Raw genomic sequence first — 25964 nt, forward strand, 5'->3', positions numbered from 1 at the left:
TGAATGTATTTTAACTTTGGTAAAAAAATTTATTATTTGGGTAATTCTGATATTATAATAAGAAAATTCGAAAATATACTTGATTTTAAGAAGTCTTTTTATGATTTTATAAAAGAGAAAAAAATATTTTATAAACTTTTAAAAAAACAAGAGTTTGAATATTATCTCATTTGGAATAAAAAAGATATGAATAAAAAGAGAAGATCTTTTAAATATGATTATTTTATTCCAGTTCAATCCATTTTAATAAATGAATTTTATAAAAAAGATTTGGGATATTATAGAGTTAAATGTTTTGGAAAAGGATTTAAGATCTTTAAAGATGAATATTTTGTAGTTTTTGATGAAGAAATAGATGTAAATGAATGTGATATTTATTATGATGATGAATATTTGAAAAACCTTGCTATTAATTATTTAAGAGGTGAAAAAAATGATACTCTTAAAATCTTTTTATAGAAAAGGTTTAAATATTTTTTTATATATCATTATAATATCTTTATCTTTTATATTTTTTAAAATCTTTTTTGCGAAGGTTTTAGAATATAAATTATATTTAGAGCAAAAAAATATTGTTGAGTACAATTATGAATTATATTTAAAAGAAAACAAGAATATTAAAAATAGTTTTTTTGAAATAATTGAATTTTTAGAAAATGAAAAAGCTAAACTAATATTTTTGAATTTTTCTAATAAAAATTTTATTTTACAAGCTCTTTTTATTAAAGAAAAAAATTATGAATTAATTTCTAAATATGATTTTGAAGTTTTGAATTCTTTTGAAATTGAAGACAAAGTTTATTCTATAATAGAATTTAAGAGAGATGATGACTATGAAAATTAAAATTAAAATGATTATTTCTATAATTTTAATTTCTCTCATAGTATTGATTTCTAAAATAGAAATTCCTGAGATTAATATAAATAAAAGTTTTAGAGGTATTAATTTCCAAGTTAAAGAAGACTATTCTAAAGAGGAAATTTTATTTATATTGAATGAGATTTATAATTCGGATTTTAAAATAAATTTTTTAAGTATAAAAAGAGAAGAAAATATGTTTAGTTTAAGTAATAATTTTTCTTTTGATTATAAAGTTGCAAAGCCAAGTTTTGATTATAATGTTTATAATAAATTTGAAGAAAATATTTTTAAAGATTTTGATCTATTGGATGAAAATACTTTTGGTTTAGAAAATATTTGGAAAATTAGAGATGAACTTGAAATTTATGATCAAAATATAAGATTTGCTGGTATGATAGTTGAAAATGGTTTCAAGTTTGGATATTTTTATTATATAGATGATTTAATAAAAATAAAAGTTGGAGATATTTTTGGTCAGGTAGAAGTCATTGGTATTTTTAAAGATGGAATATTATTAAAAAATATTAATAATACTTATATGGTGATAATATGAAGAAGATATTAATTACTATTTTAATATTTATTAATTCTATATTTTTATCTTATAATCTTGATTATAATAGTCAGGAAAATTACAATACTTTAAATTTTAAAGAAAGTGAATATGATATATTTTCAAATGATATAAAAACATTCGTGAAGATTGTATTTAAAAACACTTCTTTTTTAGAAAAAGAATATGTTATAAATGATGGACCAGTAAAAAAAATAAAAACTTATGATAATATAATAGATATATTTTTTTATGCTCCATTAGAAAAGATTGAGGAATATGATTCAAAGATAAAGTTTTTTGGAACAGAAAAGATTAATTTTGAAGAATTTTATTTTAAAAGTTTAAAATTGATAGATTTTTTAGAAATATTATTTGAAAAATATGAAATTAAATTTATAAATTCTACGGAAATACCAGACTTTAAAGTTTCATTAAATAATAATAGTTATAATTTAGAGTATTTTTTAAGACTTTTATACGAGGTATATGGTATTGATAGTAGATTTTATGATGATAAAACTGTAATTATAAGTTATAATAAAAAAAATGAATCAGAATTTTTACCATTAATTTTAAATATTGTTGATGAAGATGATGATTTTGAAATAATAAATATAGATAATGATGAAGATTTGAGTGGAAATTCAGAATTCGAATCTAATGAAGAATCTTTTGTTTTTAATAATTATAAGATTTTGAGTAGTTATTCTGATATAAAATTTTTTGAATATATATATGATATAAAAGTTTTTAGTTTTTATGATAATTATTTTTTAATATATGGAAATGAAAAAGATCTTGTTATTATTGAAGAATTGGTTAATAAATTTAATGAAAAAATAAGTTATGTTGATAATAATGAGTTAAAAAGCGAAAAAAGTTTTAATAATTTGAAAACATTAAATAAAATATTCGTTGTAAACGATAAAATGAAGCTTTTATTTGATAAAATAATAATAGATAAGAATATAGATTATTTACCACTTGAAAAGTATGATAATAATTATTTTTATATTTTAAGTTATGGCGAAGAACAAAAAGATTTTATAGAAGATCTCGCCAATCAATTTTATATTAAAGAACAAAAAGAAAAATATAGTTTAGTTAATTTGATAAATTATGTATGTGAAAATGAAGGAATAAAAGCTATATGTAACTTTGAAGATAAAGATGTATTTTTAAGTTCTAAAGATCTTGATTTATTTGAACTTTTTTCTTTTCTTGAAAATAACAGAATATTGTATAATTATATTGATGAAGAAACTATTTATTTTTATTCTGATATAAAATTGTTGAAATATTCTTTATATATTTTTACTGGAAACAACATAAATAACTTAAATATTACAGATCTTTATAATATTTATAATTTAAATATATTTAAAAACACCGATTTTTATGAAGATGTTTTTTTGGTATCAAAACCTATAATATATGTCAATGAAGGTAAAGAGTCTATTATAAACTCTGTTATTTCCATACCTATTATAGATAAAAAAAATGAAATAGTTTCTAAAGTGGAGTCTGGATTCAAGTTTAAAGTATCTGGTAATTATGATAGAAAAACTGATATGGTAACATCTAAAATAAATATAACCATTTCAGAGTTTGAAAATAAAGATAAAAGTCTTATTGTAGATGAAAGAAATATAGAAACCGAATTAAAAATGAACAATAATGGAATAATTAAAATAGGATCTATGTCTTTTGATAAAAATATAAAAAAAGAAACAGGTATACCAATACTTAAAGATATACCTATTTTTGGAAGTATATTTAAAAATTATGATAATTCATATTCCAAATATGAAATAATTATTATTACAAATATAAAAGTTCTCAATAATCCAGAGGCGGAGGATGAGGGGTGAAAAATTATGATAATTAGAAAACCCGCAGTAGCAGGATTATTTTACCCTGATAATGATGAGCAATTAAAACAAAAATTAAATTTTATTTTTGAAAGAGACACATTTAAAATGGAAAATAAATTAAATTCAAAGGTGGGGGTGATTTTGCCCCATGCAGGTTATGTTTATTCAGGAAAAACAACTGCAAAAGCATTGAAGAAGGCTTCAAAATTTGGTTGTCCAAATAGAATATTTTTATTTGGACCAGATCATAAAGGTTTGGGTTCTGGAATAAATATAGATGATTCAGATTTTTGGGCTTTACCAGGTTTAAAGTTTGAAGTTGATAAAGATACGGTTTTAGATATGTGTAGGATGTTGAATATAAATCCTGACAGAAATGGTCATTTTGCCGAACACTCTCTTGAAGTACAGCTTCCATTTTTAAATTATGTATTTGGTAATAATTTTAAAATAGTGCCGATAACTTTTACACATGTAGATCAATTTGAATTAAAATTATTTTTGGAAGCTTTTAAAGGAATATTTAATGAAGGTGATTTTATAGTTGCTTCAACAGATTTGAATCATTTTGAAGATCAAAAAACAACTATTGAGAAAGATAAAAAGATTATAGAAGCAATAGAAGAAAATGATCCTGAATTATTGTTAGAAACGATTAAAAAAAATGATATCTCCATGTGTGGTTATTTACCTACTTATATACTTTTGAGTATGGGATTGAAAAACATTGAAATAACGCATCATACGACCAGTGGAGAGATCTTGAACGATTTTGAGAGTGTTGTTGGTTATTTATCGGCAGTATTATATGATTAAAAATAACCTTGGAGGTGAATTCAATGATTGTAGATACAGAATTCGGTGCAGTTACTATAAGACATGAGGTAGTTAAAGAAATAGTTTATAAAGCTGTTATAGAATCTTATGGGACTGTAGAAATGGGGAAACAGGGGTTTTTTGATAAGTTAGCAAACTTATGGACTAAAGATGAATCAAAAGGTATAAATATTGTTGAGGAAGATGGCAAAATTAATGTAGATTTACATTTGGTTTTAGAATATGGTCTTCCTGTTAAAAGGGTTGCTCAAAATACTCAGGAAAATGTATATCATAGAATAGTATCCATGCTAAATTATGACGATGTACAAGTTAATGTACATATTGCAGGGTTAAAGTTATAAGAAAGGGTGATGAAAAAAATGAAAGAGTATTTGGAAGGGAAAGACTTATATATAGCCATAAAAAAAGCAGCTGAAGTACTTGTAAAAAATAGAGATGAAATAAATGCATTAAATGTTTTCCCTGTCCCAGATGGAGATACCGGATCAAATATGAGTTCTGCTATACTTGAAGCGGTTCAATGGCTGGATAAAGTAAAAAATAATAACAATTTGAAAGAAGTATTAAAAGCATTAAGAGATGGATTATTAATGGGTGCAAGAGGTAATTCTGGAGTTATACTCTCTCAAATATTTAGAGGTTTTACAGAAGCTTTAGACGGAAAAAAGAAAATAACTACAAAAGACTTTATAATGGCATTGGATAATGCCAAAGAAGTTGCATATGGTGCTGTTATAAAACCTGTTGAAGGAACTATGTTAACATTGATAAGAAGGCTTTCAGAGAGGGCAAGAGAAGAACTTTCAGAAATTACCGACTTTTTAGAATTTATGGATAAATTATCAATAATTTCATTTGAGATAGTCGATGAAACACCTAAATACTTAAAAAAATTAAGAGAAGCTAAGGTTGTGGATGCAGGAGCTAAAGGGCTTGCTTATATCCTTAAAGGATTTAGAGATGCAATTCATGGCGATACAGAAGTAAATATAGCACAAATAGAAAATGCAACATCTTCTGAAATTGCAGAAATAGCCTATGAAGATCTTACTTTTCAATATTGTACAGAATGTGTTCTTCAACTAACAAATGAAGATCTCACGAAAGAAGAGCTTGATACTATAAGAAATTTCCTTGAAGAAATAGGAGATTCTATCGTTTTAGTTCATCAAAATGAATATTTAAAATGTCATGTACATACAAATCATCCAGGAAATGTTTTTGAGAAGTTTCTTGAATATGGTGATTTAATGAAAGTAAAAGCTGATAATATGAAGGTTCAACATGAACATGTTGTTGAAAATATAAATGCCAATAAAGAAAAGAAAATTGAAGAAATTGAAGTAGAAGATGATGAAGATAGAAAATGGGGTATAGTTGCCGTATCTCCAGGAATAGGAATAACAAATGTATTAAAAAGCCTTGGAGTTAATAGAGTAATATCTGGTGGTCAAACTATGAATCCAAGCATTAAAGATATATCAGATTCCATAAACTCCATGCAATATGAAAATATCATCATTCTTCCCAATAATCCAAACATAGTTATGACGGCAGAAAAAGCAGCTGAAATGTCAGAAAAAAATGTTATTGTAATTCCTACAAAATATGTCCAAGAAGGAGTTTCGGCTATGTTGGGATTTGATGATTCATTAGAAGCTGAAGAACTAAAAAATTCTATGACTGAATATGTCAAAGGAATAATTCCTGTTGATGTTACTTATGCAGTTAGAGATTCAGAAATATCTGGTCAACAGATAAAAAAAGATGAATATCTCGTTTTTGCAGGTAAAGATTTAAAGGCACATGGAGATAATCTTTATATAGAAACTGAAAAAGTGCTTTTAGACTTTTTAGAAGAAGGTTATGAAATAGTAACTATATTTTATGGAGAAGGTTCAAACTTAGAAGATATAAATAATATGATAAATAATATAATGCAAAAAGAGCCTAATGTTGAAATTGAAATACATGAAGGTGGACAGAATCATTATCCTATGCTCATTTCGCTCGAATAATGGAGGTAGTTTGAGTTGAATATACAAGACTTAATAATGAAATTGCATGAGTTTTGGTCAAAACAAAATTGCATAATAGATGAACCATATGATATGGAAATGGGGGCTGGAACTTATAGCCCATCGACTTTTTTTGGATCTTTGGGTGTTGAAGAAAAAAAAGTTGCATATGTTCAACCATGTAGAAGACCAACAGATGGTAGATATGGTGAAAATCCAAATAGAATGCAAAGATTTTATCAATATCAAGTTATTATAAAACCATCACCAGAAAATATTCAGGAAATATATTTAGATTCGTTGAGAAGTATAGGTATAAGTCCTGAAGAACATGATATTAGATTTGTTGAAGATAATTGGGAATCCCCTACTCTCGGAGCTTGGGGAGTTGGTTGGGAAGTATGGCTTGATGGTATGGAAATAACACAATTTACTTATTTTCAACAGATGGGTGGAATATCTTTGAGTCCTATAACAGTAGAAATAACATATGGGGTTGAAAGAATTGCCATGTATCTTCAAAATATCGAAAATGTTTATGAAACTAAGTGGAATGATGACACTTTTTATGGCAGTATATATCATGAGAATGAAAGACAATTTTCAATATATAATTTCGATGAAGCAGATATAAATATGTTTGAATCTCTATATAATATATATAAAAAAGAATTTGAAAGATTAATAGAAAAAAATCTTTATTTGCCAGCATATGATTTTCTTACTAAAACGGCACATTCCTTTAATATGCTTGATGCAAGAAATGCTATATCTGTTAATGAGAGACAGAAATATATACTTGATATAAGAAATATGGCGAGAAAATGTGCTCAGGTTTATGTCGATGTAAAAGATGGAGGAGATAAAAATGAATAAATTTTTATTTGAAATAGGAGTTGAAGAACTTCCATCAAGTGAATACAAAAATATAATTGTACAACTCGAAGAGAACTTGAAAAATAGTTTGAAAAATAAAAATATAAAATATAAAAATATAAATATATTCATAGCACCTAGAAGGTTTGGAGCTATTATAGATGGTCTTGAAGAAAAACAAGAAGACTCAAAAGAAGAAAGAAAAGGGCCGCCAAAGAATATATGTTATGACAAAGAAAATAAACCTACAAAAGCTCTTATAGGATTTTTAAAAGGTGCTGGAATAAATGAAGATGAAGTTGTTATAAGAAAAATAGGAAATAATGATTATGTTTTTGCAGAAATTTATAAAAAAGGTGAAGATACAATAGAAGTTTTAAAAGAAATAATTCCAGAAATAATCTTAAAAATGAATTTTAAAAAATCTATGAAATGGTCTGAAGGTAAATTTGAGTTTGTAAGACCTGTTCATTGGGTATGTAGTTTATTCAATGATAAAGTAGTAGAATTTGAAATATTCAACAAAAAATCTTCTTCTAAAACATATGGACATAGGTTTTTTGGTGATGAAATAGAATTATCAAATGTAAATGATTATGAAAGCGAATTAGAAAAGAATTATGTAATACCAGACTATGATAATAGGATAGAAAAGATAAAAAAAGAATTAAAAAGAATAAAAGAAGAATATGATTTAGAAATAGATGAAGATCAAAGTTTGATAGAAGAAATAGCTCAATTAACGGAATATCCAACTGGAGTTGTTGGAGAGTTTAAAGAAAAATATATGAAACTTCCAGAAGAGATTATAATTGTGACTGTTAAACATCATCAAAGAAGCTTTGTTGCAAAAGAAAATAATAAAATGTCCAATAAATTTGTGTCTTTTCAAGATGGAATAGGAAGAGAAAAGAACATAATTAAAGGCTATGCAAGGGTTATAAATGCGAGACTTGATGATGCTGCTTTTTATTATGAAGATGATTTAAAAGTTTCATTGGGTGAAAGATTTGAAAATTTAGATTCTATAACATATCAAAAAGGACTTGGTACTTATAAGGACAAAGTTCTAAGGATGGAACAACTTTCTCAAATAATAGCAAATAAGATAAAATATGAAAATAAAAATGTTAAAAGAGCAGCAAAACTTTCAAAAATAGATGTCACTTCAAAAGTTGTTTATGAATTTTCGGAACTTCAAGGTGATATGGGAAGAATAATATTAAAAGAGATGAAAGAAGATGAAGATGTATATTTAGCGAGTTCACTTCATTATCATCCAATTGAAGAAAATGATTCAATACCAAAAAATCTTGTGGCCAATGTAGTATCTTTATCGGATAGAATAGATGATATTGCTGGTTATATAGGTATAGGAAAAGTTCCAACAGGTTCTAAAGATCCTTTTGCACTTAGAAGAAAAGCATTTGGTATTTTTAGAATAATAATAGACAAAGAATGGGAATTAGATTTGAAAGAATTATTTAAAGAATCTATAAATATATTAAAGGTTAATGATGAATTAGAAAAAATTTCTGATTTTATGAGTTCGAGATTTGAGACTATACTTTTAAAAGAAAATATGAATTCTGATATAATATCTACAACACTTATAAATTGGAATAGACCTTTAAGAGCCTATCTTAGTGCGCAAGCACTCAAAGAATTTGTTGAAAAAGAAGAATTTAAAGAATTTATAACCGCATTTCAAAGAGTTAACAATATTTCAAAGTCTCATAATTCATATGAATATTCAGGAAGAATGTTTAAAGAAGAAGCAGAAAAAGAATTATTTGATAAATATTTAGAAGTTAAAGGTAATTTTGAGGAATATATAAGAATTATGGATTATAAATCAGCTATTAATGAATTATTATTTTTGAAGGGTTCTATTGATAATTACTTTGACAAAGTTTTTGTTATGGATAAAGATGAAGCCATTAGATTGAATAGATTAGGATTTCTGAAGACTTTGGCAAATCTTTTCTATGACATAGGGGATGTTACAAGACTTTATCAAGGTTGATTATAAATAAGGGGGCTTGCGAAATTGAAATTTTTTGAAAAATTGAAGGATTTAGATTTAAAAAACAGGATTACAGGTTTTATATCAGATGAAGATATAACAGAATTATCTTTCCCATCTGTTGTATATTTTAATGGTAAAGATATAGATAATCAAGATGTAAAAGTAATAATGGTTGATTATGACAGAGTACTTGAAATATGGGCTGGAAATAAAAATACTGATAAGGAATTTCAAGAAGTCAACAATTTATTGAGAAGTGAAACTATGTGCAATTATAGGATAGAAAACTATAATTTACCTCTTTTATGGGAGGATTTTAGAGAATATGTGAAATTTTTTCTTGAAAGTGGAGAACTTGAAATACTATGTTTTAATTATATAGATGAAAGAAAAAGTCATGAAGAAGTTATGTTTGGCTTTGAAAGGTCTATAAAGTTATTAAACCTCATAAGAGAATACTCAATAGATTTATTGACAAATAAAAAAAATATATTTCAAATGGATGTAGTGAACTCTGGTAAAATGATAGTTTTTAGTATAGAAACTAATAGATATATAAATTTAGCCAATAAATTTGAGACAGAATCAGAAAAAAAATTTTTATGGTTTATACTGAATCTTATAATGAAAAAGAAAATACTAAAAAGATTTTTTAATTATAAACCTGCAAAAGTTTCTAAGGGTATGATGGGATTTAGTGTTTTAGAAACTGATAGTGAAGAATTAAAAAAATCATTGTATGGCTTGAATGAAGATTTGATATATGATGAAGAAAATGTTATAAATCTTGTTAAAAACAATGAATATTTTATGGATAAATTTTCACAATATAGCGAATTTGTTGGAATGATAAAAAAAGAAACTCGTATGGACTATGAAAATGTTGAAAATATGTTTTTAGATTATTTTGTTAAACAAGGTGATTCATTTATAGAAAATTCAATTGTTTTAGCTGAAAAACTTAAAGAATTATAGTATGGATTTGAATTTTCAAATCCATACTTATAAATATAATATTAGAAAAGGTGTTAATTAATGAATATCATTTATTTTGAAAATCTTAAAAATTGTCCTTATTATGAACCCTCTTACAAAAGACCAGGTACATATTTTTCTGTAGAAATTGAAGATATGAAATTTGAAGCAAATTATGAAAGTTTCGAAGATGGTGTGGTACATATAGTGAGAGCGGGAAATCGTTTAAGATTTTATCACTGGATACATGCTTATGCGGTTTATCTTTATTTTAAAAAACAGGGAAAACAGGTTAAAAAATACCATTTTGAACTTGGAAATCAAGTACATGATATAACTGAACAAGATATATTAAAAAAAGAAAAAAGAATATTATCCGAAATAATAGATTTAAAGTTCATGTATAAAGATCCAGGATCTCATTGTAGATTTTGTAAGATAAAACAAGAATGTCATAAAGAACTTTTGGATAGTGGAAATTTGATAGTTGTTCCATCTATATCTGAAAGAGTTCTTAAAGATTTTGAGGTTATGAATGTAGATCCTCTTGAAGTTATAAAAACAGATAAAATAGATAAATTTAGGCCATTTCAAAGAAAATCTCTATATAATTTGAAATCGGTTTATGAAAATACTCCTTTAAAACTTAGAAAGGTTAAACTTCCTGAGAAATATATAATCTTCGATGTCGAGACTTATCATGAAAATGATTTTCTTTTTGGATATCTTTTAGATGATCAATATATTCCTTTTATATTTGAAAGTAAAGAAGATGATCATAAATATCTTGAAATGATAGAATTCTTGGAAAAACAAGAAAGAATTTTAATTCATTATGATGTTCATGATGTTCAATCTTTAAGAAAAGTTGCTGAAATAAAGCCAGAATTAAAAAAGAGAATAGAGAAAATTTTAAAAAATTCAATAGATTTGTATGAAATAATAATAAAAAACTATTCTTTTCCAGTTACTTCATACTCTTTAAAAGATATAAGCAAGTATTTTGGATTTCATTGGAGAACCGATTTAAATGGGTATGCAGTGATACTTGAATATAAAAGATATTTAAAGGGAGAACAAGGGATAATGAAATCGATTCTTGATTATAATGAAGATGATTGTAGAGCTACAAAACTTGTTATGGAAAAGATGAAAACAATATAAAAAAGTATATTCATGCTTTTATTAATATATGGAGGTAAAAGATGTCGGAATTCAAAAGTGGATTTGTTTCAATGGCTGGAAAACCAAATGTGGGAAAATCTACAATAATAAACGCTTTAATGGGACAAAAAATAGTTATAACTTCAGATAAACCTCAAACTACTAGAAATAGAATAAATTGTGTTTTAACACAAGAAGATCATCAAATAGTTTTTGTGGATACTCCTGGAATACATAAACCTTTGCATAAACTTGGTAAATATATGGTAGATATTGCAATTGGAGCATTAAGAGGAGTAGATTTGATACTTTTCGTAGTAGATCCAATAGATGGTGTAAGAAAATCTGATTTAAGAGTTGCTGAAATAATAAACGGTTCAAAAATTCCTGCCATTATAGTTATAAATAAAATAGATGCTATAAAAAATAAAGGTATAATAACTAATGCCATTAATAAATTAGAAGGAAGTATAGATAATTTAAAAGGAATATTTGAAGTTTCAGCTTTAACTGGAGAAAACCTATCAGAACTTTTAAATGCTATAAAAACAAATCTTCCAGAAGGGCCTAAATATTATCCAGATGATATAATATCAGACAAGCCATCGAGATTTATAATATCAGAATTGATAAGAGAAAAAATCTTTCATTTAACCAGAGAAGAAATTCCACATTCAACTGGAGTTGTTGTTGAAGATTTAAAACAAAGAGAAAATGGGATGTTGTATGTGAGAGCAGAAATATATATAGAAAAAGATTCTCAAAAACCTATAATAATTGGTAAATCAGGAACTATGATAAAAAAAATAGGTCAGCATGCCAGAAAAGATATAGAAGAACTTTTCGAAATGAAAGTATATTTAGATCTTTTTGTGAAAGTGAGAAAAAAATGGAGAGAAAATGATAATCTCATAAAAAATACTATGAGATTTAAAGATGATATAAACTTATAAAAAAACACCAAATTTGGTAGTAATATTAAACCAAATAAGGTGTTTTTTTTAGACAAAATTTCTTATACTCTCTAACTATAATTTTTTATTAAATTTTTTATTTCATCTTTTTTTGATACTCTACCAGAAATAATAACTTTTTCATCTACAACTAAAGCTGGGGTTTTCATGACACCATATCCCATTATTTTTTCATAATCTTTTACATGTTCAATTTCATAATCAATATTTAGATCTTTTAAAGCGTCTATTGTATTTTTTTCTAATTTATTGCAATTAGCACAACCGCTACCTAAAATTTTAACTTTCATTTAAACCACTCCTTTTTATTTAGTAAAATTTTTAACATATCCTTACAAGCTCTATATCAATAAACCTATATTTATTATTCATCTCTCCGCTTACAAACAGTTAATTATAATATAATATTAAACAAGTATCCAGTTAATATTATAGCAATAGACGTAATAGCAAAAAATACTATTATAAGCTTAGGTTTTATAACTTTTCTTAATAATATGCCTTCTGGTAAAGATAATGCTGTTGTTGCCATCATAAAAGCAAGTGCGGTACCTATACCAACACCTTTTCCTATCAAAGCTTCAGCAATCGGAATTGTACCTAATGCATTAGAATAAAGAGGTACAGCTATGATAGTAGATACAATAACTGAAAATGGATTTTCAGGACCCGCATATTTTATTAAAAATTCTTGAGGTGCATAACCATGGATCAAAGCACCTATACCTATACCTATTAATAAAAACAACCAAATTCTTTTTATTATATCTTTTACATTTTCTAAAGCAAAAGACATTCTTTGTTTAAAACTTAATTGTTCGATAACAGCATCGCCCATTTGCATTTTATAAACATATTCTTCTACTTGATCTTCTAACTTTAATTTTCCAATTATTATACCACCAATAGTACCAATTAATACACCAGATATCACATAAATAACTGCTATTTTCCATCCAAAAGAAGCCAATAAAATTGCAAAAGCAGCTTCATTTATTATAGGCGACGTAATTAAAAAAGAAAATGTAACTCCCAAAGGAACTCCACCTTCAATAAATCCAATAAATATAGGAACAGAAGAACAAGAACAAAATGGAGTTACTATACCTAATAAAGATGCCATAAAATTTCCAATAATCCCTGGAAATTTTTCAAGAATTTTTTTAGTTTTTTCTGGTGGAAAAAAACTTCTAATAAATGAAATTATAAAAATCATTATCGATAATAATATAATGATTTTAATTACATCATAAAAGAAAAAATGAACAGATGAACCTATATTAGAACTTACATCTAATTTGAAAACATTTTCAACTAAAAGAGTTATCAGATTTTCTAACCATACAAACATAATTCACCCCATTTAAATAGATAAAATTTTTAAGACCTCTATTATTTTTTTATCAATTATAAAATAAATGACCTTATTTCCTTCTTTTTTATAATCTATAATATCAGCATCTTTTAGAATTTTAAGATGTTTTGACAAATTAGGTTGAGAATAGTTTGAATTTTTATTTAACTCACAAACACAAGTAGGTTCTTTTATTAGTGTTTTTAAAATATTTAGCCTTTCTTCATGTGAAATAGCTTTTAATTTTTTTAAAATATTTTTATTAATTATCAACACCTCCAAGAATAATATAATTTTTTAATTATATAACAATTTGATTATATACTGATATTTTTATAAAATCAACATCTTTATAAAAATTAACAAAAATAAAAAAAAAATTAACGAAATAAATTTAATATATAACTATATGGCGATATAGTTATAAAGAGGGGTGATTTTATGGAAGACTTAATAGAAATTATAAAAATATTTTCAGATGAAACAAGAATTAGAATATTTAACTTATTATATGAAAAAGAATGTTGTATATGCGATATAGAAAACATACTAAATCTAAAACAACCTAATATATCAAAACACATAAAAAAAATGCTTTTATTGAAGTTAATAAAAAAAAGAAAAGAAGGAAATTGGAGTTATTATAGTATAAACTTTGAAAAAATAAATGAATACAAATTTATAAATGAAATTATTTTAAAATTAAGAGAAAAAAATTTTTTAAATGGCGATATAGAATCTTTAAAAAAACAAAAAAATATTTGTAAGGGGTGATTCTATGAAAAAAATCAACACTTTTGAAAAATATTTAACGCTTTGGGTAGCTATTAGCATATTAATAGGTATTTTAATTGGGCAATTTATTCCACAAATTCCATTATTTTTAAGCAAATTTGAATATTTTAATGTATCTATTCCAATTGCAATATTAATTTGGCTCATGATATATCCAATGATGTTAAAAATAGATTTTACAAGTATTTTGAATGCTGGTAAAAAACCTAAAGGACTTTTTATAACTCTTACTGTAAATTGGTTAATAAAACCATTTACTATGTATTTTTTTGCATGGTTATTTTTAAAAATTATTTTTAACGGTATAATTCCTGATAATATTGCATCTGAATATTTAGCAGGAGCCGTTTTATTGGGAGCTGCTCCTTGTACTGCTATGGTTTTTGTGTGGAGTTATTTAACTGATGGTGATGCATCTTATACATTAGTACAAGTAGCTATTAATGATTTAATTTTATTAATCGCATATACTCCAATTGTTGGAATATTATTAAAAATTAGTAATATAAATATTCCATTTTCAACAATCTTTTTCTCAGTTTTTATTTTTATAGTTATACCATTAACAACAGCTTATATATCTAGAATAAGAATAGTAAAAAAATATGGTGAAAAATATTTAATAGAAAAATTTATTCCAAAGTTCAATTCTATAACTACAATAGGATTATTATTGACCCTTATTCTTTTGTTTTCATTTCAAGGAGATGTAATAATAAAAAATCCTTTACATATATTTTTAATATCAATTCCACTAATAATACAAACATTTTTCATTTTCGGTATTGGATACTTTTGGGCTTATAAATGGAATTTAAACTATAGTGTAGCTGCACCTGCTGGAATGATAGGAGCAAGTAATTTTTTTGAATTAGCAGTTGCAACAGCTATAACATTATTTGGTTTAGAATCAGGAGCAGCTTTGGCTACAGTAGTAGGTGTATTAGTAGAAGTTCCTGTAATGCTAACTTTAGTAAAAATAGCAAATAAAACTAAAAATAAATTTATAAATTAGTGAGGTGATTTTATGAAAGTAGCATTTATATCAGATATTCATGGAAATATTGAAGCTTTAACAGCGGTATTAAATGATATAAAAAAGCAAAATATAGATAAAATATACTGTTTAGGAGATCTTGTTGGATATGGACCTAATCCAAATGAAGTAATTGAATTAATTAAAAATAATAAAATTCAAAGTATTATGGGTAATTATGATGATGCAATAGGAAATGAAAAAGATAACTGTGGATGTTCATATAATCCAGGAAAAGAAACACAAGTTGGAGATATATCTATAAATTGGACTATTAAAAATACGACTGAAGATAATAAAAATTTTTTAAAAAATTTACCTCATAAATTAAGTATTAAATTAGAAGAAGTTTCTATTTTATTAGTTCATGGTAGTCCCTTGAATAGTTTGCTTGAATATATAAAACCTGATACAGATGTAAAAAGACTGAATACGATAATAGAAAAAGTAAAAGAAAATATAGTAATAAATGGTCATACTCATTTATCCATGATTAGAAACGTTAATGGTAAAATCATATTTAATGCTGGAAGTGTAGGAAGAACAAAAGAAGGGGAAGCAAAAGCAATATATTTAGTTTTAAATATAGAAAGCAATGTATATCATCATGAGTTTAGAAAAGTTGATTACAATGTAAAAAAAACATGCGAAAAAATAATAGAAAAAGGATTACCAATAGAATTGGCTTTATTTTTAGCTTTGGGATCTCCATATGATATGGGTAAAATTGAAAAAAAGATAAATTTTAAATTATAAATTTTAAATATAAAAACAAGGATTTATAGCAATAAAATAATTATAGATCCTTGTTTTTTAGATTTATTAACTTTTATAGATGATTTGAAATGATTAAAATATTAAAATTGATTTATAGGACCTAAAAAGTCTTCTTCTATCTCTTCATCATCAATTCTTAAAAAATGATCATTTAAATTTTTTATTTCCGAACCCTTTACCCAATTTCCCGCTTTATTGTATACAACACAGAATTTTTCACCTTTTTTCAGTTTACGCAACACTTCCCCTTTAGATAATATATCTTCAACATAGGGAATAGAACCAAAATCCATACTTGTTTTTAGTTCAGAAATAATTTTTTTTGTTACTGGGTTTTCATATTTTACGGCATAAACCCAAAAATCTATTCCGCTGTTCAAATTTATCCCTCCCTGATCAATAATAAAAATAATATTTTTCCCCCTTATAATATGATATTATCATATTATAAAAATAAACTTAAAATGAATATTGCTATATAATGTTTGGTTATTAAATCTTATTATTTATGATTTATGATGTTTATTCTTGAATAAAGATTAAAAACTTTTTTATATTAAAAAATACAACATAAATATTAAAAATATGGCAATTATTAGATTATTGCCACAATGATTTTGAAAGAATAGAAGTGATTTTGCCTTGATTTTATGAGGGTTTTAGTATAAAATCAATCTAATGAAAGAAAAAATATTATTATAATTATTCAATGTAAGGAGTGAAATTATGCTTTTAGAATTATTAAATGAAAAAAATATAAAAAGTTGTATAAAAGCAAAAAATTGGGAAGAAGTAGTAGATGAATCTGGGAAAATACTTTTAAATCAAAATTTAATAACTGAAAACTATATAGAAGCTATGAAAGAATCAATAAGAAAAAATGGACCTTATGTTGTTATTGCCGATGGAATAGCATTGTTACATGCCAGACCAGAAGATGGCGTAAAAAAATTATGTATGGGTTTAATAACCTTGAAAGAACCTGTTAATTTTGGAAATAAAGATCATGATCCGGTTAAAGTTGCGATAACTTTGGGAGCAATTGATAATGATCAACATATACAGGCAATGAGAGAACTCATGAATGTCTTAATGCAAGAAAATGCAATAAATACTATAGCTTCTTTAAAAGAAAAAGAAATATATCAATATATACATAAAATTTTATCTGAATAGGAGGAATCAATATGAAAATATTATCAGTATGTGGTATGGGTTTGGGAAGTTCTTTAATGTTGAGAATGGCAGTTGAAAGTGTGTTAAAAGAAATGAAAATAGATGCAGATGTTGAAGTAGCAGATGTTTCAAGTGCCGTTAGCATGAATGCAGATATAATTGTAGCTTCTCCAGAAATAGCAGAACAACTTGCAGGTCATAAGGCTAAGATAGTTTCAATAAAAAATATGACAGATAAAACTGAGATAAAAGAGAAATTAGAAGGTATTATAAATGGTTAAATAGGGAGGTTAAGGGATGAGTATTTTAAATTTTATTGTTGATGAAGTGTTGAGTCAACCATCAATACTCGTTGGATTGATGGCTATGATAGGACTTATAGCTCTTAAAGAATCATTTTCAAAAATTGTATCAGGAACACTCAAAAGTATTTTGGGATTTATCATTCTTGGTGCTGGAGCCGGAGTTCTCATAGGAAGTCTTGATAATTTAGGTCCTTTAATTCAAGAAGGATTCAATGTTCAAGGAGTTATTCCTAATAATGAAGCAATAGTCGCAATTGCTCAAAAAACTTTTGGTAAAGAAACGGCTTTAATAATGGGTTTTGGATTTATTGCAAACCTTGCTATAGCAAGATTTACACCTTTGAAATATGTTTTTTTAACAGGTCATCATACATTTTTTATGGCAGCTTTATTATCAGCAGTTCTTGGAACAGCTGGAATGACAGGAGTACCTTTAATAATATTGGGATCTATACTTCTTGGTTTTATCATGGTATTGATGCCAGCACTCGCACAACCATTCATGAGAAAAATTACTGGAAATGATGATATAGCTTTGGGCCATTTTGGAACAGTAGGATATTTAGCCGCTGGTTTAACTGGTAAATTAGTTGGAAATCCAGAAAAATCAACAGAAGAAGTTAAAGTTCCATCATCTTTAAAATTCTTGAAAGACTCTATATTATCTACAGCTATAACTATGATAGTTATATTTTTCATAGTGACTTTAAAAGCAGGCCAAGAAGTGGTGTCAAAATATTCAGGAGGACAAAGTTGGTTCATGTTCTCTATAATTCAAGGGTTAACCTTTGCAGCTGGTGTAAGTGTTATTCTTATGGGTGTTCGTATGATACTTGGAGAAATAATACCTGCATTCAAGGGAATAGCTGAAAAAATAGTTCCAGAAGCTAAACCAGCTCTTGACTGTCCTATAGTATTTCCATATGCACCTATGGCAGTTATAATAGGATTTTTAGCAAGCTTTTTAGGTGGAGTTGTTGGAATGTTTTTGATGAAACCTTTGGGACTTGCAGTTATAATACCTGGGATGGTTCCACATTTCTTTACGGGAGCTACGGCAGGAGTTTTTGGAAATGCAACTGGTGGAAAGAGAGGAGCTATATTTGGAGCGTTTGTTAATGGTTTAATCATAACATTTTTACCAGCTCTTTTATTACCAGTTCTTGGAGATCTTGGATTTGCAAATACTACATTTGGAGATGCAGATTTTGGATTAATAGGATTAATAATTGGAAGTATAGCAAAATTATTTTAAATAAATGGCCAGTTTCACTATATATGTGAGACTGGCATTCAAATATGAATCCATTTGGAGTGATTTAAATGGAACTAAAAACTAGAAATTATCATATAATAAAGTATCTTTATGAAACAAAGAATACTACTATAAAAGAATTATCTCAAAAATTTCAAGTCAGTCCAAGAACTATAAGATATGATCTTGATGAGATAGAAGAAATTTTAAAAATTTATGAAATAAAATTAATTAGAAAACCGCATAAAGGTATCAGTATACAAGGAAAAGATGAAGATTTTCAAAGATTTAAAGAGAATTTTAAAAATACAGAAAATTTTAGCTCTTTTTTAACTAAAGAAGAGAGAATTATTTTAATTCTTTTTAAATTATTTCAATCTGAAAAACCCCTTCAAATAAAAGATTTTGAAGAACTCTTACTTGTGAGTCCATCTACAATATTGAATGACTTTGATGAAATTGAAATATGGTTAAAAAATAATAATTTAAATCTTATAAGAAAGCCAAATTATGGATTTAAAATTAATGGTGAAGAAATAAATATAAGGCATGCAATAACATTTTTACTCGAAAATACATCCAGTGAAGGGGAAATTTTAAGGTTTTTAAATATAATACAAAATAATAAACTTGCAGATAGAAGACTTGAAAAAAATTTTATAAAAGAATTTGATAAATTAATAGGACATATAGATATATTAAAACTTCAAGAAATAGTACATCAAGCTCAAGAAAAATTAAACTTTAAATTTGCAGACTCTGATTATGCAGCTTTGATAGTTCACATAGCACTTGCTATAAAAAGATTGAGAAATGGTAAAGATATATTTCTTCCAGAATCACAACTCATAGAATTAAAAAACACCAAAGAATTTAAAATAGCTAAAGAAGTTTCTTCAATGATTGAAAAGTATTATGATATAAAAGTTCCAGAATCTGAAATAGGTTTTATAACTTTTCATTTTTTAGGTGCTAAAAAAAGAGAAAAATTGAATAATCCAAACTTTAAAAATAATAAAGATAATGAAATATATGCAATAAGTCTTGAAATGTCAAAGATTTTTGAAGAGATAATGAATATAAAAATATCTCAAGATGAAGATATGTTAAGAGGTCTTTATTTACATTTGAAAGCAGCTCTCAATAGAATAGAGTATAATTTACCTTTAAATAATCCACTTTTAAAAGAAATAAAAGAGAAATATCCCGAAATCTATGATGCAACTAAAAAAGCTTCGAAATTAATACAATCCAATTTTGCTAAAAATATAGATGAAAATGAGATAGGATATATAGCTTTACATTTTGGGGCTGCAATAGAAAGAAATAAAGAAGAAAATCATGAATTCAATGCAGTTCTTGTATGTTCGAGTGGAATAGGTACTACAACTATTCTTGAATCGAGATTGAAAAAAGAGTTTCCAAATATAAAAGTTAAAAATAAAGCATCCGTTTTTGATTATGAAAAAGAAAGTAATTTGAAAGATATAGATATGATAATAAGTACATTTGAATTAGAAAATGAAAAATTACCAGTTATCAAAGTGAATCCACTTTTAAATGAATCCGATATAAAAAAAATATATCAATATATGAAAAATAATGAAAAAACACATAAAACAAAAAAAGAAGAAAAAAAAATAAATATAGAAGATTTATTAAAAATCATAAAAAAGAGTTCAGAAATTAAAGATGAGAAAAAACTTATAAATAATTTAAAAAAATACTTTACAGAAAAAGATATAAAAATAAGAGAAAAAAATCTAGCAAAAATTCAACAATACCATTTACAAGATATTTTGAAAGAGAAATATATAAATTCTATAAATAAAGTATTGAATTGGAAAGAGGCTATAAAAAAAGCTGGAAAATCTTTATTGAATGATGGAATAATAGAAAAAACATATATAGAAAGTTGTATAAATATAATAGAAGATAAGGGGCCTTATTCAGTTATAGCACCAGGAGTTAGTTTGATACATGCACATCCAGAAGACGGTGTTAAACATGCTGGATTATCATTATTTATAATAAAAAAGGGAGTTAATTTTAATCACGAATATGATCCAGTAAAGTTAATATTTCTTTTAGCTGTTAAAGATAAATCAAAACATATACCAGCTATGGGCGAATTATTGACTCTATTATATACAGAAAATTTTGTACAAAATATCATAAGTTTTGGAAGTTCTTTAGAAATACTTAATTATATAAAAGATATATTAAAAATTTAAGGAGCTGAATCATATGCTAAATAAAGTTGCAAATATTGTTAGAGGTCTAACTGCGGATGCAGTTCAAAAAGCTGGATCAGGTCATCCTGGAATGCCTCTTGGATGTGCTGAAATAGGTGCAGTTTTGTTTTCGGGAATTATAAAAAATACTAATGAAAATGATAAATGGATAAATAGAGATAGATTTGTTTTATCAGCAGGCCATGGTTCTATGCTATTATATTCATATTTATATTTAAATGGATATATATCTCTTGAAGACATAAAAAATTTCAAACAGCTCGATTCTATAACTCCTGGGCATCCAGAATATGGTGTAACACCTGGAGTAGATTGTTCAACAGGTCCTCTTGGTCAAGGTTTTTCTAATGCTGTTGGAATGGCAATTGCTGAAAAAATGCTTGCAGAAAGATATAATACTGAAAAACATAAAATAATAGATCATTATACATATACAATAGTTGGTGATGGATGTTTGATGGAAGGTATATCTACTGAAGCAGCATCCATAGCTGGCCATCTCGGTTTAGAAAAATTAATAGTTATATATGATAGCAATAAAATAACCATAGAAGGCAATACCGATATTGCATTTACAGAAAATATTGCAAAAAAATTTGAATCATTGAATTGGAATGTAATTGAAAATATAGATGGACATGATATAAAACAAATAGAAAAAGCAATAAATGATGCTAAAATTCAAAAAGAAAAACCTACAATAATAATAGCCAAAACAAATATAGCAAAATATGCTCCAACTAAACAAGATACAAAAGAAGCTCACGGATCTCCACTTGGAGAAGATGAAATAATAGGATTAAAAAGAAATATAAATATACCAGAAAATGAAAAATTTTATATTACAGAAGATGTTTTAGAATATTTTCAAAAAATACAAAAAGAACAAAAAGATAATTATATAAAATGGGAGAAAACATTTGAAGAATGGTCAAAAGAAAATCCTAAAAAATTGAAGAATTTTGAGCAAGGATTAAATCTTTCATTTGATGAAAATTTAATAGAGAATATTATAAATAAAAAACAAAAAAATCCGATAGCAACAAGAAAAGCATCAGGTGAAATTTTGAATATAATCTCTGAAGATTTAGATTATTTAATAGGAGGATCTGCAGATTTAGGACCATCAACAAATACAGTGATAAACAATAGTAATTATATAAATAAAGATGATTTTTCTCAAAGGAATATACATTTTGGAATAAGAGAACACGCAATGGGAGCAATAGTAAATGGAATAGCTTTACATGGTGGATTTAGAGTTTTTTGTTCAACATATCTCGTGTTTTCTGATTATATGAGAAATCCAATAAGAATGGCAGCTTTGATGAATTTACCAGTTATTTTTATATATACCCATGATTCAATATATGTTGGAGGAGATGGTCCAACACATGAACCAGTAGAACAGATAGAATCTTTAAGACTCATACCTAATTTAAATGTAATAAGACCGGCAGATTCTGATGAAGTTAAAACGGCTTGGCTTAGAGTTTTAAAAGAAACCAATAAACCTACAGTACTTATAATGAGTAGACAAGATCTCAATTATAATGAAAAAAATACAGATTTCAAAGATTCAATAAAAGGTGGATATATAGTTAAAAAGATGAAGAATCCTAAAATAGTTCTCATAGGATCGGGATCAGAAGTTAATTTATGTTATAAAATATCAGAAAAGCTATTGAATAAAGGAATTGAAAATAATATTGTATCTATCCCAGATAGAGAAAAGTTTTTAAATCAAAATGAAGAATATATAAATCAAATTCTACCGCAAGATATGGATAGAATAGTTTTAGAAGCGGGAAGAGTTGATGCCTGGTATAAGTTAAAGAATAACAACAACTTCATCGCCATCGGAGTGGACAGATTTGGACTCTCCGGTGATGGTGATGAACTTGCAAAAAGATACGGTTTTGATATAGATAAAATAATAAATCAAATTAAATAAACATAAAAATACCGATTACTTTGATAAGAATTTTTTAAAGTAGTCGGTATTTTTTTAATATTTTTTTATATTATTTATAAATTTTTCATGATCTATTGCGAAGTTACCAGAAACATGTTGGGAATCTAATACATTCTTTGTTACAACAGATCCCATAGAAATATAGGCATCATTTCCAATTTTTATTCTATTTCTTATAGTACTCCCAGGTCCAATCCAGCAGTTACTTCCTATATCAACCATGCCCGTTATATTTACAGAAGCACCTATACGAGTATATCTTTTTATATGAACTCCATGTGCAATATAAACGAGATTATCTGTGAAAACTTCATCTTCTATAATAGTATTTCTTGTATGGAAAAGACCTTTTGCAACTGTATTATTTGCTTGAAGTTCTACATTATTACCTATTATTAGTTGTCCGCCATGTTTTACGACTTTCATGATGCCATTCAATTTACAAACTTCAAATCCAGAAGTTGATAAAACTGTTCCAGAACGTATAATAGTATTATCTCCTATGATTGTATGAGGATGAATTATAACACCGGGTTCTATTATACAATTCTTACCTATTTTAACACTTTTTTCAGAAATATAAGCATGGTTAGAAATTATCGAAGTTGAATCTATTACATTATCAAAATCTTTTATAAAAAGATTATTTTCAACCGTGTAATTATGAAATAAAAAAAATAGTTCTTTGGGATTTTCATCCAATATAATACCGAATCTATGAGGATATTTTTTTTCTATTTCAGAATGTAATTCTTTTTTGGTTACTATACAAGTAATGTTTTCATTTTGCAAATTATCTATAAATTTTATATTTGAAAAAAAAGTTAAACAATTTTTCTGAGGTATATCTCCCATTTTAGATAAATGATCAAAATAGCCTTCGCTAATTATATGACCTCTGTTTATAGCTTTTGAAATATCATATAAATGCATTTAGATCATCCTTATGTTTCTTCTTTTCTTCTTCGTCCTCAAATGTTATATTTAAAAACAATTGTTTATTTTTTTCTTTTCCTGGAAAGTATGTTTCTATACCAAGTTTCTCATTTAATTCAACTTCTTTTTTTTCTTTTAAAGATAAATTATTCATCTTTGCTTTTTGCTTTTTTTCTTCTTTTTCTTTTTCATCTCCAAGAACGAGATTTTCTTCAATTTTTTCTTTATATTCTTTTATTGCTTTTAATATTTCTGCAATTTTTTGATTAGTTGTAAATAAATCTTCATTTACAAACAAATTTTTTGTATAATTCTCATGATTATTTTCGATTATTCTTTTTTCAATATTTAAGTTGTTTCCCATAGAGGTATAAGATTCTAATTTATTATTAATAAAATTTCTTGAAATTATTTTAGAGTTAGGAATAGAATTATCTTTTTCTTTTAAAGAACCTTCAAAATTCAAAGAATTAGAAAAATCAAAAGATTTTTTATTCAAGTTCAAATAATATTTATTATTGTATATATTATCATTAATTATTTTCATCATATATCACCTCAATATATAATTCTATTATATTATATATTAATCCTTTAAAAAATATTTAATAACTTGACATAAAAATGAATAAATTATATAATAAGATATTAAAAGGAGTGAATTCAAATGTTTGAAAGTAATTACTCAAATTTTAATATGAACAATTGGTGGTGGCATCTTTAAGGGTGCCCTGTTTTTGTATATAAATAATAGAGGCATCCATTTATGGATGCCTCTTTTTAATTGAAAATACCCTTCCTTTAAAAAGAGGAAGGGTATTTTTTTATAATTTTTTGGAGGTTGATTGGTATGAAAAAAATCTTTTTAATTGTTTTTTTAATTTTTACCATTAACGTTTTTTCTTTGAAAGTAGGTATAACTCAGATTATTGAACATCCAGCCTTAAATCTTATATATGAAGGAATAGTTGATAAACTTCAAGAAGAAAATATAGAAATAGAAGTAGACTATCAAAATGCACAAGGATTATTTCAAAATGCAGTTATAATAGCTAAAAAATTTAATTTAGAATGTGATTATATAATTGCAATAACTACACCATCAGCTCAAGCTGCAAAAACAGAGATAAAAGAAAAACCTTTAATTTTTTCCGCAATAAATGATCCAATAGGTGCTGGATTAATTGAACACTATGGTAAAAACAATGGAAATATAGCCGGTATAAGTGATATGTTGCCAGTTGAAACTCATTTAAAATTGATAAAAAAAGTTTCACCACAGGCAAAAAATATAGCAATACTATATAATCCGGGTGAAGCTAATTCAGTATTATTAGTAAAAAAAGCAAAAAAAATATCTAAAAATTTAGATCAAAATATTTTAGATATAACTGGAACAAATATAAATGAAATGATAACATCTATAAATTCAAATTTAAATAAAATAGATGCTGTATATCTTATAACAGATAATCTCGCTGCATCTGGAATTGAAATAATTTCAGATATTTTTTATGAAAATAAAATACCTATATTTTCTTCAGATATAGATATGGCAAAAAAATCAGCTGTTATAGGTTTTGGTTTTGATTATTATACATTTGGTAAAGCAACTGCCGATATGCTCATAGAATTAATAGATGGAAAAAATATCAAAGAAATAGAATCAAAGCTTATAGATTCAAAATATTTAAAATTATATATAAATTTATCCAGAGCTGAAAATTGTGATATAAAAATATCTAAAAAATTTTTAGATAATGCAGATATGATACAAAAATAAAAAGGAAGCTTAAAAAAGCTTCCTAATTCTTATTTTAAGGATTCCCATCAGACCTAATATATTTCAAATGTTTCAAAGTTACAGAAAATCGAGTCAATTTTAAAAATGCCATAATACGAATAAAAACAGTTCTTGCAAATAATTAAATA

General features: G+C 25.6%; 27 protein-coding genes. 21 read left to right on the forward strand and 6 right to left on the reverse strand.

Annotation, left to right across the window (positions count from 1 at the left end; all coding sequences use genetic code 11):
* Positions 1-3: 3 nt before the first annotated feature.
* The 12 genes from C7380_RS07960 to era are packed head-to-tail and all read left to right on the forward strand — an operon-like array spanning position 4 to position 12147.
* On the forward strand, positions 4-459 hold the full coding sequence (locus C7380_RS07960; protein ID WP_109604976.1) for a hypothetical protein: 456 nt from the start codon (positions 4-6) through the stop codon (positions 457-459).
* The gene (locus C7380_RS07965) at positions 434-844 is read left to right on the forward strand and encodes a hypothetical protein (RefSeq protein WP_109604977.1); all 411 of its coding nucleotides are present in this window, start codon (positions 434-436) and stop codon (positions 842-844) included. Before C7380_RS07960 ends, C7380_RS07965 begins: the two co-directional genes overlap by 26 nt.
* Complete coding sequence (locus C7380_RS07970; RefSeq protein WP_109604978.1) at positions 834-1415, forward strand: hypothetical protein; 582 nt, start codon at positions 834-836, stop codon at positions 1413-1415. The genes C7380_RS07965 and C7380_RS07970 overlap by 11 nt, the downstream gene beginning before the upstream one ends.
* Positions 1412-3289, forward strand: a complete 1878-nt coding sequence (locus C7380_RS07975) for a secretin GspD/PilQ domain-containing protein (RefSeq protein WP_109604979.1) — start codon at positions 1412-1414, stop codon at positions 3287-3289. Before C7380_RS07970 ends, C7380_RS07975 begins: the two co-directional genes overlap by 4 nt.
* A 6-nt stretch (positions 3290-3295) precedes the next feature.
* Positions 3296-4108, forward strand: coding sequence for an AmmeMemoRadiSam system protein B (amrB, locus tag C7380_RS07980; protein ID WP_109604980.1), 813 nt, complete (start codon positions 3296-3298; stop codon positions 4106-4108).
* 23 nt (positions 4109-4131) lie between these two features.
* Positions 4132-4473, forward strand: coding sequence for an Asp23/Gls24 family envelope stress response protein (locus tag C7380_RS07985; protein ID WP_109604981.1), 342 nt, complete (start codon positions 4132-4134; stop codon positions 4471-4473).
* Between the two features lie 18 nt (positions 4474-4491).
* Positions 4492-6150 (forward strand): DAK2 domain-containing protein, encoded by a 1659-nt coding sequence (locus C7380_RS07990; RefSeq protein ID WP_206050564.1) that lies wholly within the window; start codon positions 4492-4494, stop codon positions 6148-6150.
* A gap of 15 nt (positions 6151-6165) precedes the next feature.
* Entirely contained in the window at positions 6166-7026 is an 861-nt protein-coding gene (locus tag C7380_RS07995) for a glycine--tRNA ligase subunit alpha (protein ID WP_109604983.1), read from the forward strand.
* Positions 7019-9052 (forward strand): glycine--tRNA ligase subunit beta, encoded by a 2034-nt coding sequence (glyS, locus tag C7380_RS08000; protein ID WP_109604984.1) that lies wholly within the window; start codon positions 7019-7021, stop codon positions 9050-9052. Before C7380_RS07995 ends, glyS begins: the two co-directional genes overlap by 8 nt.
* A 24-nt stretch (positions 9053-9076) precedes the next feature.
* Positions 9077-10030, forward strand: a complete 954-nt coding sequence (locus C7380_RS08005) for a hypothetical protein (RefSeq protein ID WP_109604985.1) — start codon at positions 9077-9079, stop codon at positions 10028-10030.
* Between the two features lie 60 nt (positions 10031-10090).
* Positions 10091-11194: a TM0106 family RecB-like putative nuclease gene (locus C7380_RS08010; protein WP_109604986.1), complete on the forward strand. Its 1104-nt coding sequence runs from the start codon at positions 10091-10093 to the stop codon at positions 11192-11194.
* Between the two features lie 41 nt (positions 11195-11235).
* Positions 11236-12147, forward strand: coding sequence for a GTPase Era (era, locus tag C7380_RS08015; RefSeq protein ID WP_109604987.1), 912 nt, complete (start codon positions 11236-11238; stop codon positions 12145-12147).
* 71 nt (positions 12148-12218) lie between these two features.
* Here era and C7380_RS08020 read toward each other — a convergent pair whose 3' ends face one another.
* From C7380_RS08020 to C7380_RS08030, 3 genes are all read right to left on the reverse strand, one after another.
* A complete protein-coding gene (locus C7380_RS08020) occupies positions 12219-12458 on the reverse strand; it encodes a thioredoxin family protein (RefSeq protein WP_109604988.1) in 240 nt (79 codons plus the stop codon).
* A 104-nt stretch (positions 12459-12562) separates the two neighbouring features.
* Positions 12563-13519, reverse strand: coding sequence for a permease (locus tag C7380_RS08025; protein ID WP_109604989.1), 957 nt, complete (start codon positions 13517-13519; stop codon positions 12563-12565).
* A 12-nt stretch (positions 13520-13531) separates the two neighbouring features.
* The gene (locus C7380_RS08030; RefSeq protein WP_158274849.1) at positions 13532-13795 is read right to left on the reverse strand and encodes an ArsR/SmtB family transcription factor; all 264 of its coding nucleotides are present in this window, start codon (positions 13793-13795) and stop codon (positions 13532-13534) included.
* 168 nt (positions 13796-13963) lie between these two features.
* On the opposite strand from C7380_RS08030, the gene C7380_RS08035 reads away from it, so the two are divergent.
* Genes C7380_RS08035 through C7380_RS08045 form a run of 3 tightly spaced genes read left to right on the forward strand, consistent with a single transcriptional unit; the run spans position 13964 to position 16109 of the window.
* Positions 13964-14296, forward strand: coding sequence for a metalloregulator ArsR/SmtB family transcription factor (locus tag C7380_RS08035; protein ID WP_109604991.1), 333 nt, complete (start codon positions 13964-13966; stop codon positions 14294-14296).
* A gap of 4 nt (positions 14297-14300) precedes the next feature.
* Complete coding sequence (gene arsB, locus C7380_RS08040) at positions 14301-15332, forward strand: ACR3 family arsenite efflux transporter (RefSeq protein ID WP_109604992.1); 1032 nt, start codon at positions 14301-14303, stop codon at positions 15330-15332.
* A 12-nt stretch (positions 15333-15344) separates the two neighbouring features.
* Positions 15345-16109, forward strand: a complete 765-nt coding sequence (locus C7380_RS08045; RefSeq protein WP_109604993.1) for a metallophosphoesterase family protein — start codon at positions 15345-15347, stop codon at positions 16107-16109.
* Between the two features lie 101 nt (positions 16110-16210).
* On the opposite strand, the gene C7380_RS08050 is transcribed toward C7380_RS08045, so the two are convergent.
* Positions 16211-16510 carry a hypothetical protein gene (locus C7380_RS08050; RefSeq protein WP_109604994.1) on the reverse strand — a complete coding sequence of 100 codons (300 nt, stop codon included), beginning with the start codon at positions 16508-16510 and terminating at the stop codon, positions 16211-16213.
* 346 nt (positions 16511-16856) lie between these two features.
* Between C7380_RS08050 and C7380_RS08055 the strand changes: the two genes are divergently transcribed.
* From C7380_RS08055 to tkt, 5 genes are all read left to right on the forward strand, one after another.
* On the forward strand, positions 16857-17306 hold the full coding sequence (locus C7380_RS08055) for a PTS sugar transporter subunit IIA (RefSeq protein WP_109604995.1): 450 nt from the start codon (positions 16857-16859) through the stop codon (positions 17304-17306).
* Positions 17307-17317: 11 nt separating this feature from the next.
* Positions 17318-17587, forward strand: coding sequence for a PTS sugar transporter subunit IIB (locus C7380_RS08060; RefSeq protein WP_109604996.1), 270 nt, complete (start codon positions 17318-17320; stop codon positions 17585-17587).
* 22 nt (positions 17588-17609) lie between these two features.
* On the forward strand, positions 17610-18866 hold the full coding sequence (gene ulaA, locus C7380_RS08065) for a PTS ascorbate transporter subunit IIC (protein ID WP_109605022.1): 1257 nt from the start codon (positions 17610-17612) through the stop codon (positions 18864-18866).
* Positions 18867-18934: 68 nt separating this feature from the next.
* Positions 18935-21100, forward strand: a complete 2166-nt coding sequence (locus C7380_RS08070; protein ID WP_109604997.1) for a BglG family transcription antiterminator — start codon at positions 18935-18937, stop codon at positions 21098-21100.
* 13 nt (positions 21101-21113) lie between these two features.
* Positions 21114-23075, forward strand: coding sequence for a transketolase (gene tkt / locus C7380_RS08075; protein ID WP_109604998.1), 1962 nt, complete (start codon positions 21114-21116; stop codon positions 23073-23075).
* A 54-nt stretch (positions 23076-23129) separates the two neighbouring features.
* Here tkt and C7380_RS08080 read toward each other — a convergent pair whose 3' ends face one another.
* Together C7380_RS08080 and C7380_RS08085 are read right to left on the reverse strand one after the other, a co-directional pair.
* A complete protein-coding gene (locus tag C7380_RS08080) occupies positions 23130-24029 on the reverse strand; it encodes a DapH/DapD/GlmU-related protein (RefSeq protein WP_109604999.1) in 900 nt (299 codons plus the stop codon).
* Positions 24016-24579: a hypothetical protein gene (locus C7380_RS08085; protein ID WP_146192162.1), complete on the reverse strand. Its 564-nt coding sequence runs from the start codon at positions 24577-24579 to the stop codon at positions 24016-24018. Before C7380_RS08085 ends, C7380_RS08080 begins: the two co-directional genes overlap by 14 nt.
* Positions 24580-24882: 303 nt before the next feature.
* Here C7380_RS08085 and C7380_RS08090 point away from each other — a divergent pair, with 303 nt between their 5' ends.
* Positions 24883-25815, forward strand: a complete 933-nt coding sequence (locus tag C7380_RS08090) for an ABC transporter substrate-binding protein (RefSeq protein WP_109605001.1) — start codon at positions 24883-24885, stop codon at positions 25813-25815.
* Positions 25816-25964 lie beyond the last annotated feature (149 nt).

The sequence above is a fragment of the Oceanotoga teriensis genome, assembly GCF_003148465.1.
GTDB lineage: Bacteria > Thermotogota > Thermotogae > Petrotogales > Petrotogaceae > Oceanotoga > Oceanotoga teriensis.

Coding starts and splice junctions, on each gene's coding strand:
- C7380_RS07960 (WP_109604976.1), top strand. CDS start 4: ATGTATTTTAACTTTGGTAAAAAAATTTATTATTTGGGTAATTCTGAT.
- C7380_RS08085 (WP_146192162.1), bottom strand. CDS start 24,579: ATGAAAATAATTAATGATAATATATACAATAATAAATATTATTTGAAC.
- era (WP_109604987.1), top strand. CDS start 11,236: ATGTCGGAATTCAAAAGTGGATTTGTTTCAATGGCTGGAAAACCAAAT.
- C7380_RS08060 (WP_109604996.1), top strand. CDS start 17,318: ATGAAAATATTATCAGTATGTGGTATGGGTTTGGGAAGTTCTTTAATG.
- glyS (WP_109604984.1), top strand. CDS start 7,019: ATGAATAAATTTTTATTTGAAATAGGAGTTGAAGAACTTCCATCAAGT.
- C7380_RS07965 (WP_109604977.1), top strand. CDS start 434: ATGATACTCTTAAAATCTTTTTATAGAAAAGGTTTAAATATTTTTTTA.
- amrB (WP_109604980.1), top strand. CDS start 3,296: ATGATAATTAGAAAACCCGCAGTAGCAGGATTATTTTACCCTGATAAT.
- C7380_RS08020 (WP_109604988.1), bottom strand. CDS start 12,458: ATGAAAGTTAAAATTTTAGGTAGCGGTTGTGCTAATTGCAATAAATTA.
- C7380_RS07970 (WP_109604978.1), top strand. CDS start 834: ATGAAAATTAAAATTAAAATGATTATTTCTATAATTTTAATTTCTCTC.
- C7380_RS08035 (WP_109604991.1), top strand. CDS start 13,964: ATGGAAGACTTAATAGAAATTATAAAAATATTTTCAGATGAAACAAGA.
- tkt (WP_109604998.1), top strand. CDS start 21,114: ATGCTAAATAAAGTTGCAAATATTGTTAGAGGTCTAACTGCGGATGCA.
- C7380_RS08025 (WP_109604989.1), bottom strand. CDS start 13,519: ATGTTTGTATGGTTAGAAAATCTGATAACTCTTTTAGTTGAAAATGTT.
- C7380_RS08070 (WP_109604997.1), top strand. CDS start 18,935: ATGGAACTAAAAACTAGAAATTATCATATAATAAAGTATCTTTATGAA.
- C7380_RS07990 (WP_206050564.1), top strand. CDS start 4,492: ATGAAAGAGTATTTGGAAGGGAAAGACTTATATATAGCCATAAAAAAA.
- C7380_RS08045 (WP_109604993.1), top strand. CDS start 15,345: ATGAAAGTAGCATTTATATCAGATATTCATGGAAATATTGAAGCTTTA.
- C7380_RS07975 (WP_109604979.1), top strand. CDS start 1,412: ATGAAGAAGATATTAATTACTATTTTAATATTTATTAATTCTATATTT.
- C7380_RS08010 (WP_109604986.1), top strand. CDS start 10,091: ATGAATATCATTTATTTTGAAAATCTTAAAAATTGTCCTTATTATGAA.
- C7380_RS08055 (WP_109604995.1), top strand. CDS start 16,857: ATGCTTTTAGAATTATTAAATGAAAAAAATATAAAAAGTTGTATAAAA.
- arsB (WP_109604992.1), top strand. CDS start 14,301: ATGAAAAAAATCAACACTTTTGAAAAATATTTAACGCTTTGGGTAGCT.
- C7380_RS08090 (WP_109605001.1), top strand. CDS start 24,883: ATGAAAAAAATCTTTTTAATTGTTTTTTTAATTTTTACCATTAACGTT.
- C7380_RS07985 (WP_109604981.1), top strand. CDS start 4,132: ATGATTGTAGATACAGAATTCGGTGCAGTTACTATAAGACATGAGGTA.
- C7380_RS08080 (WP_109604999.1), bottom strand. CDS start 24,029: ATGCATTTATATGATATTTCAAAAGCTATAAACAGAGGTCATATAATT.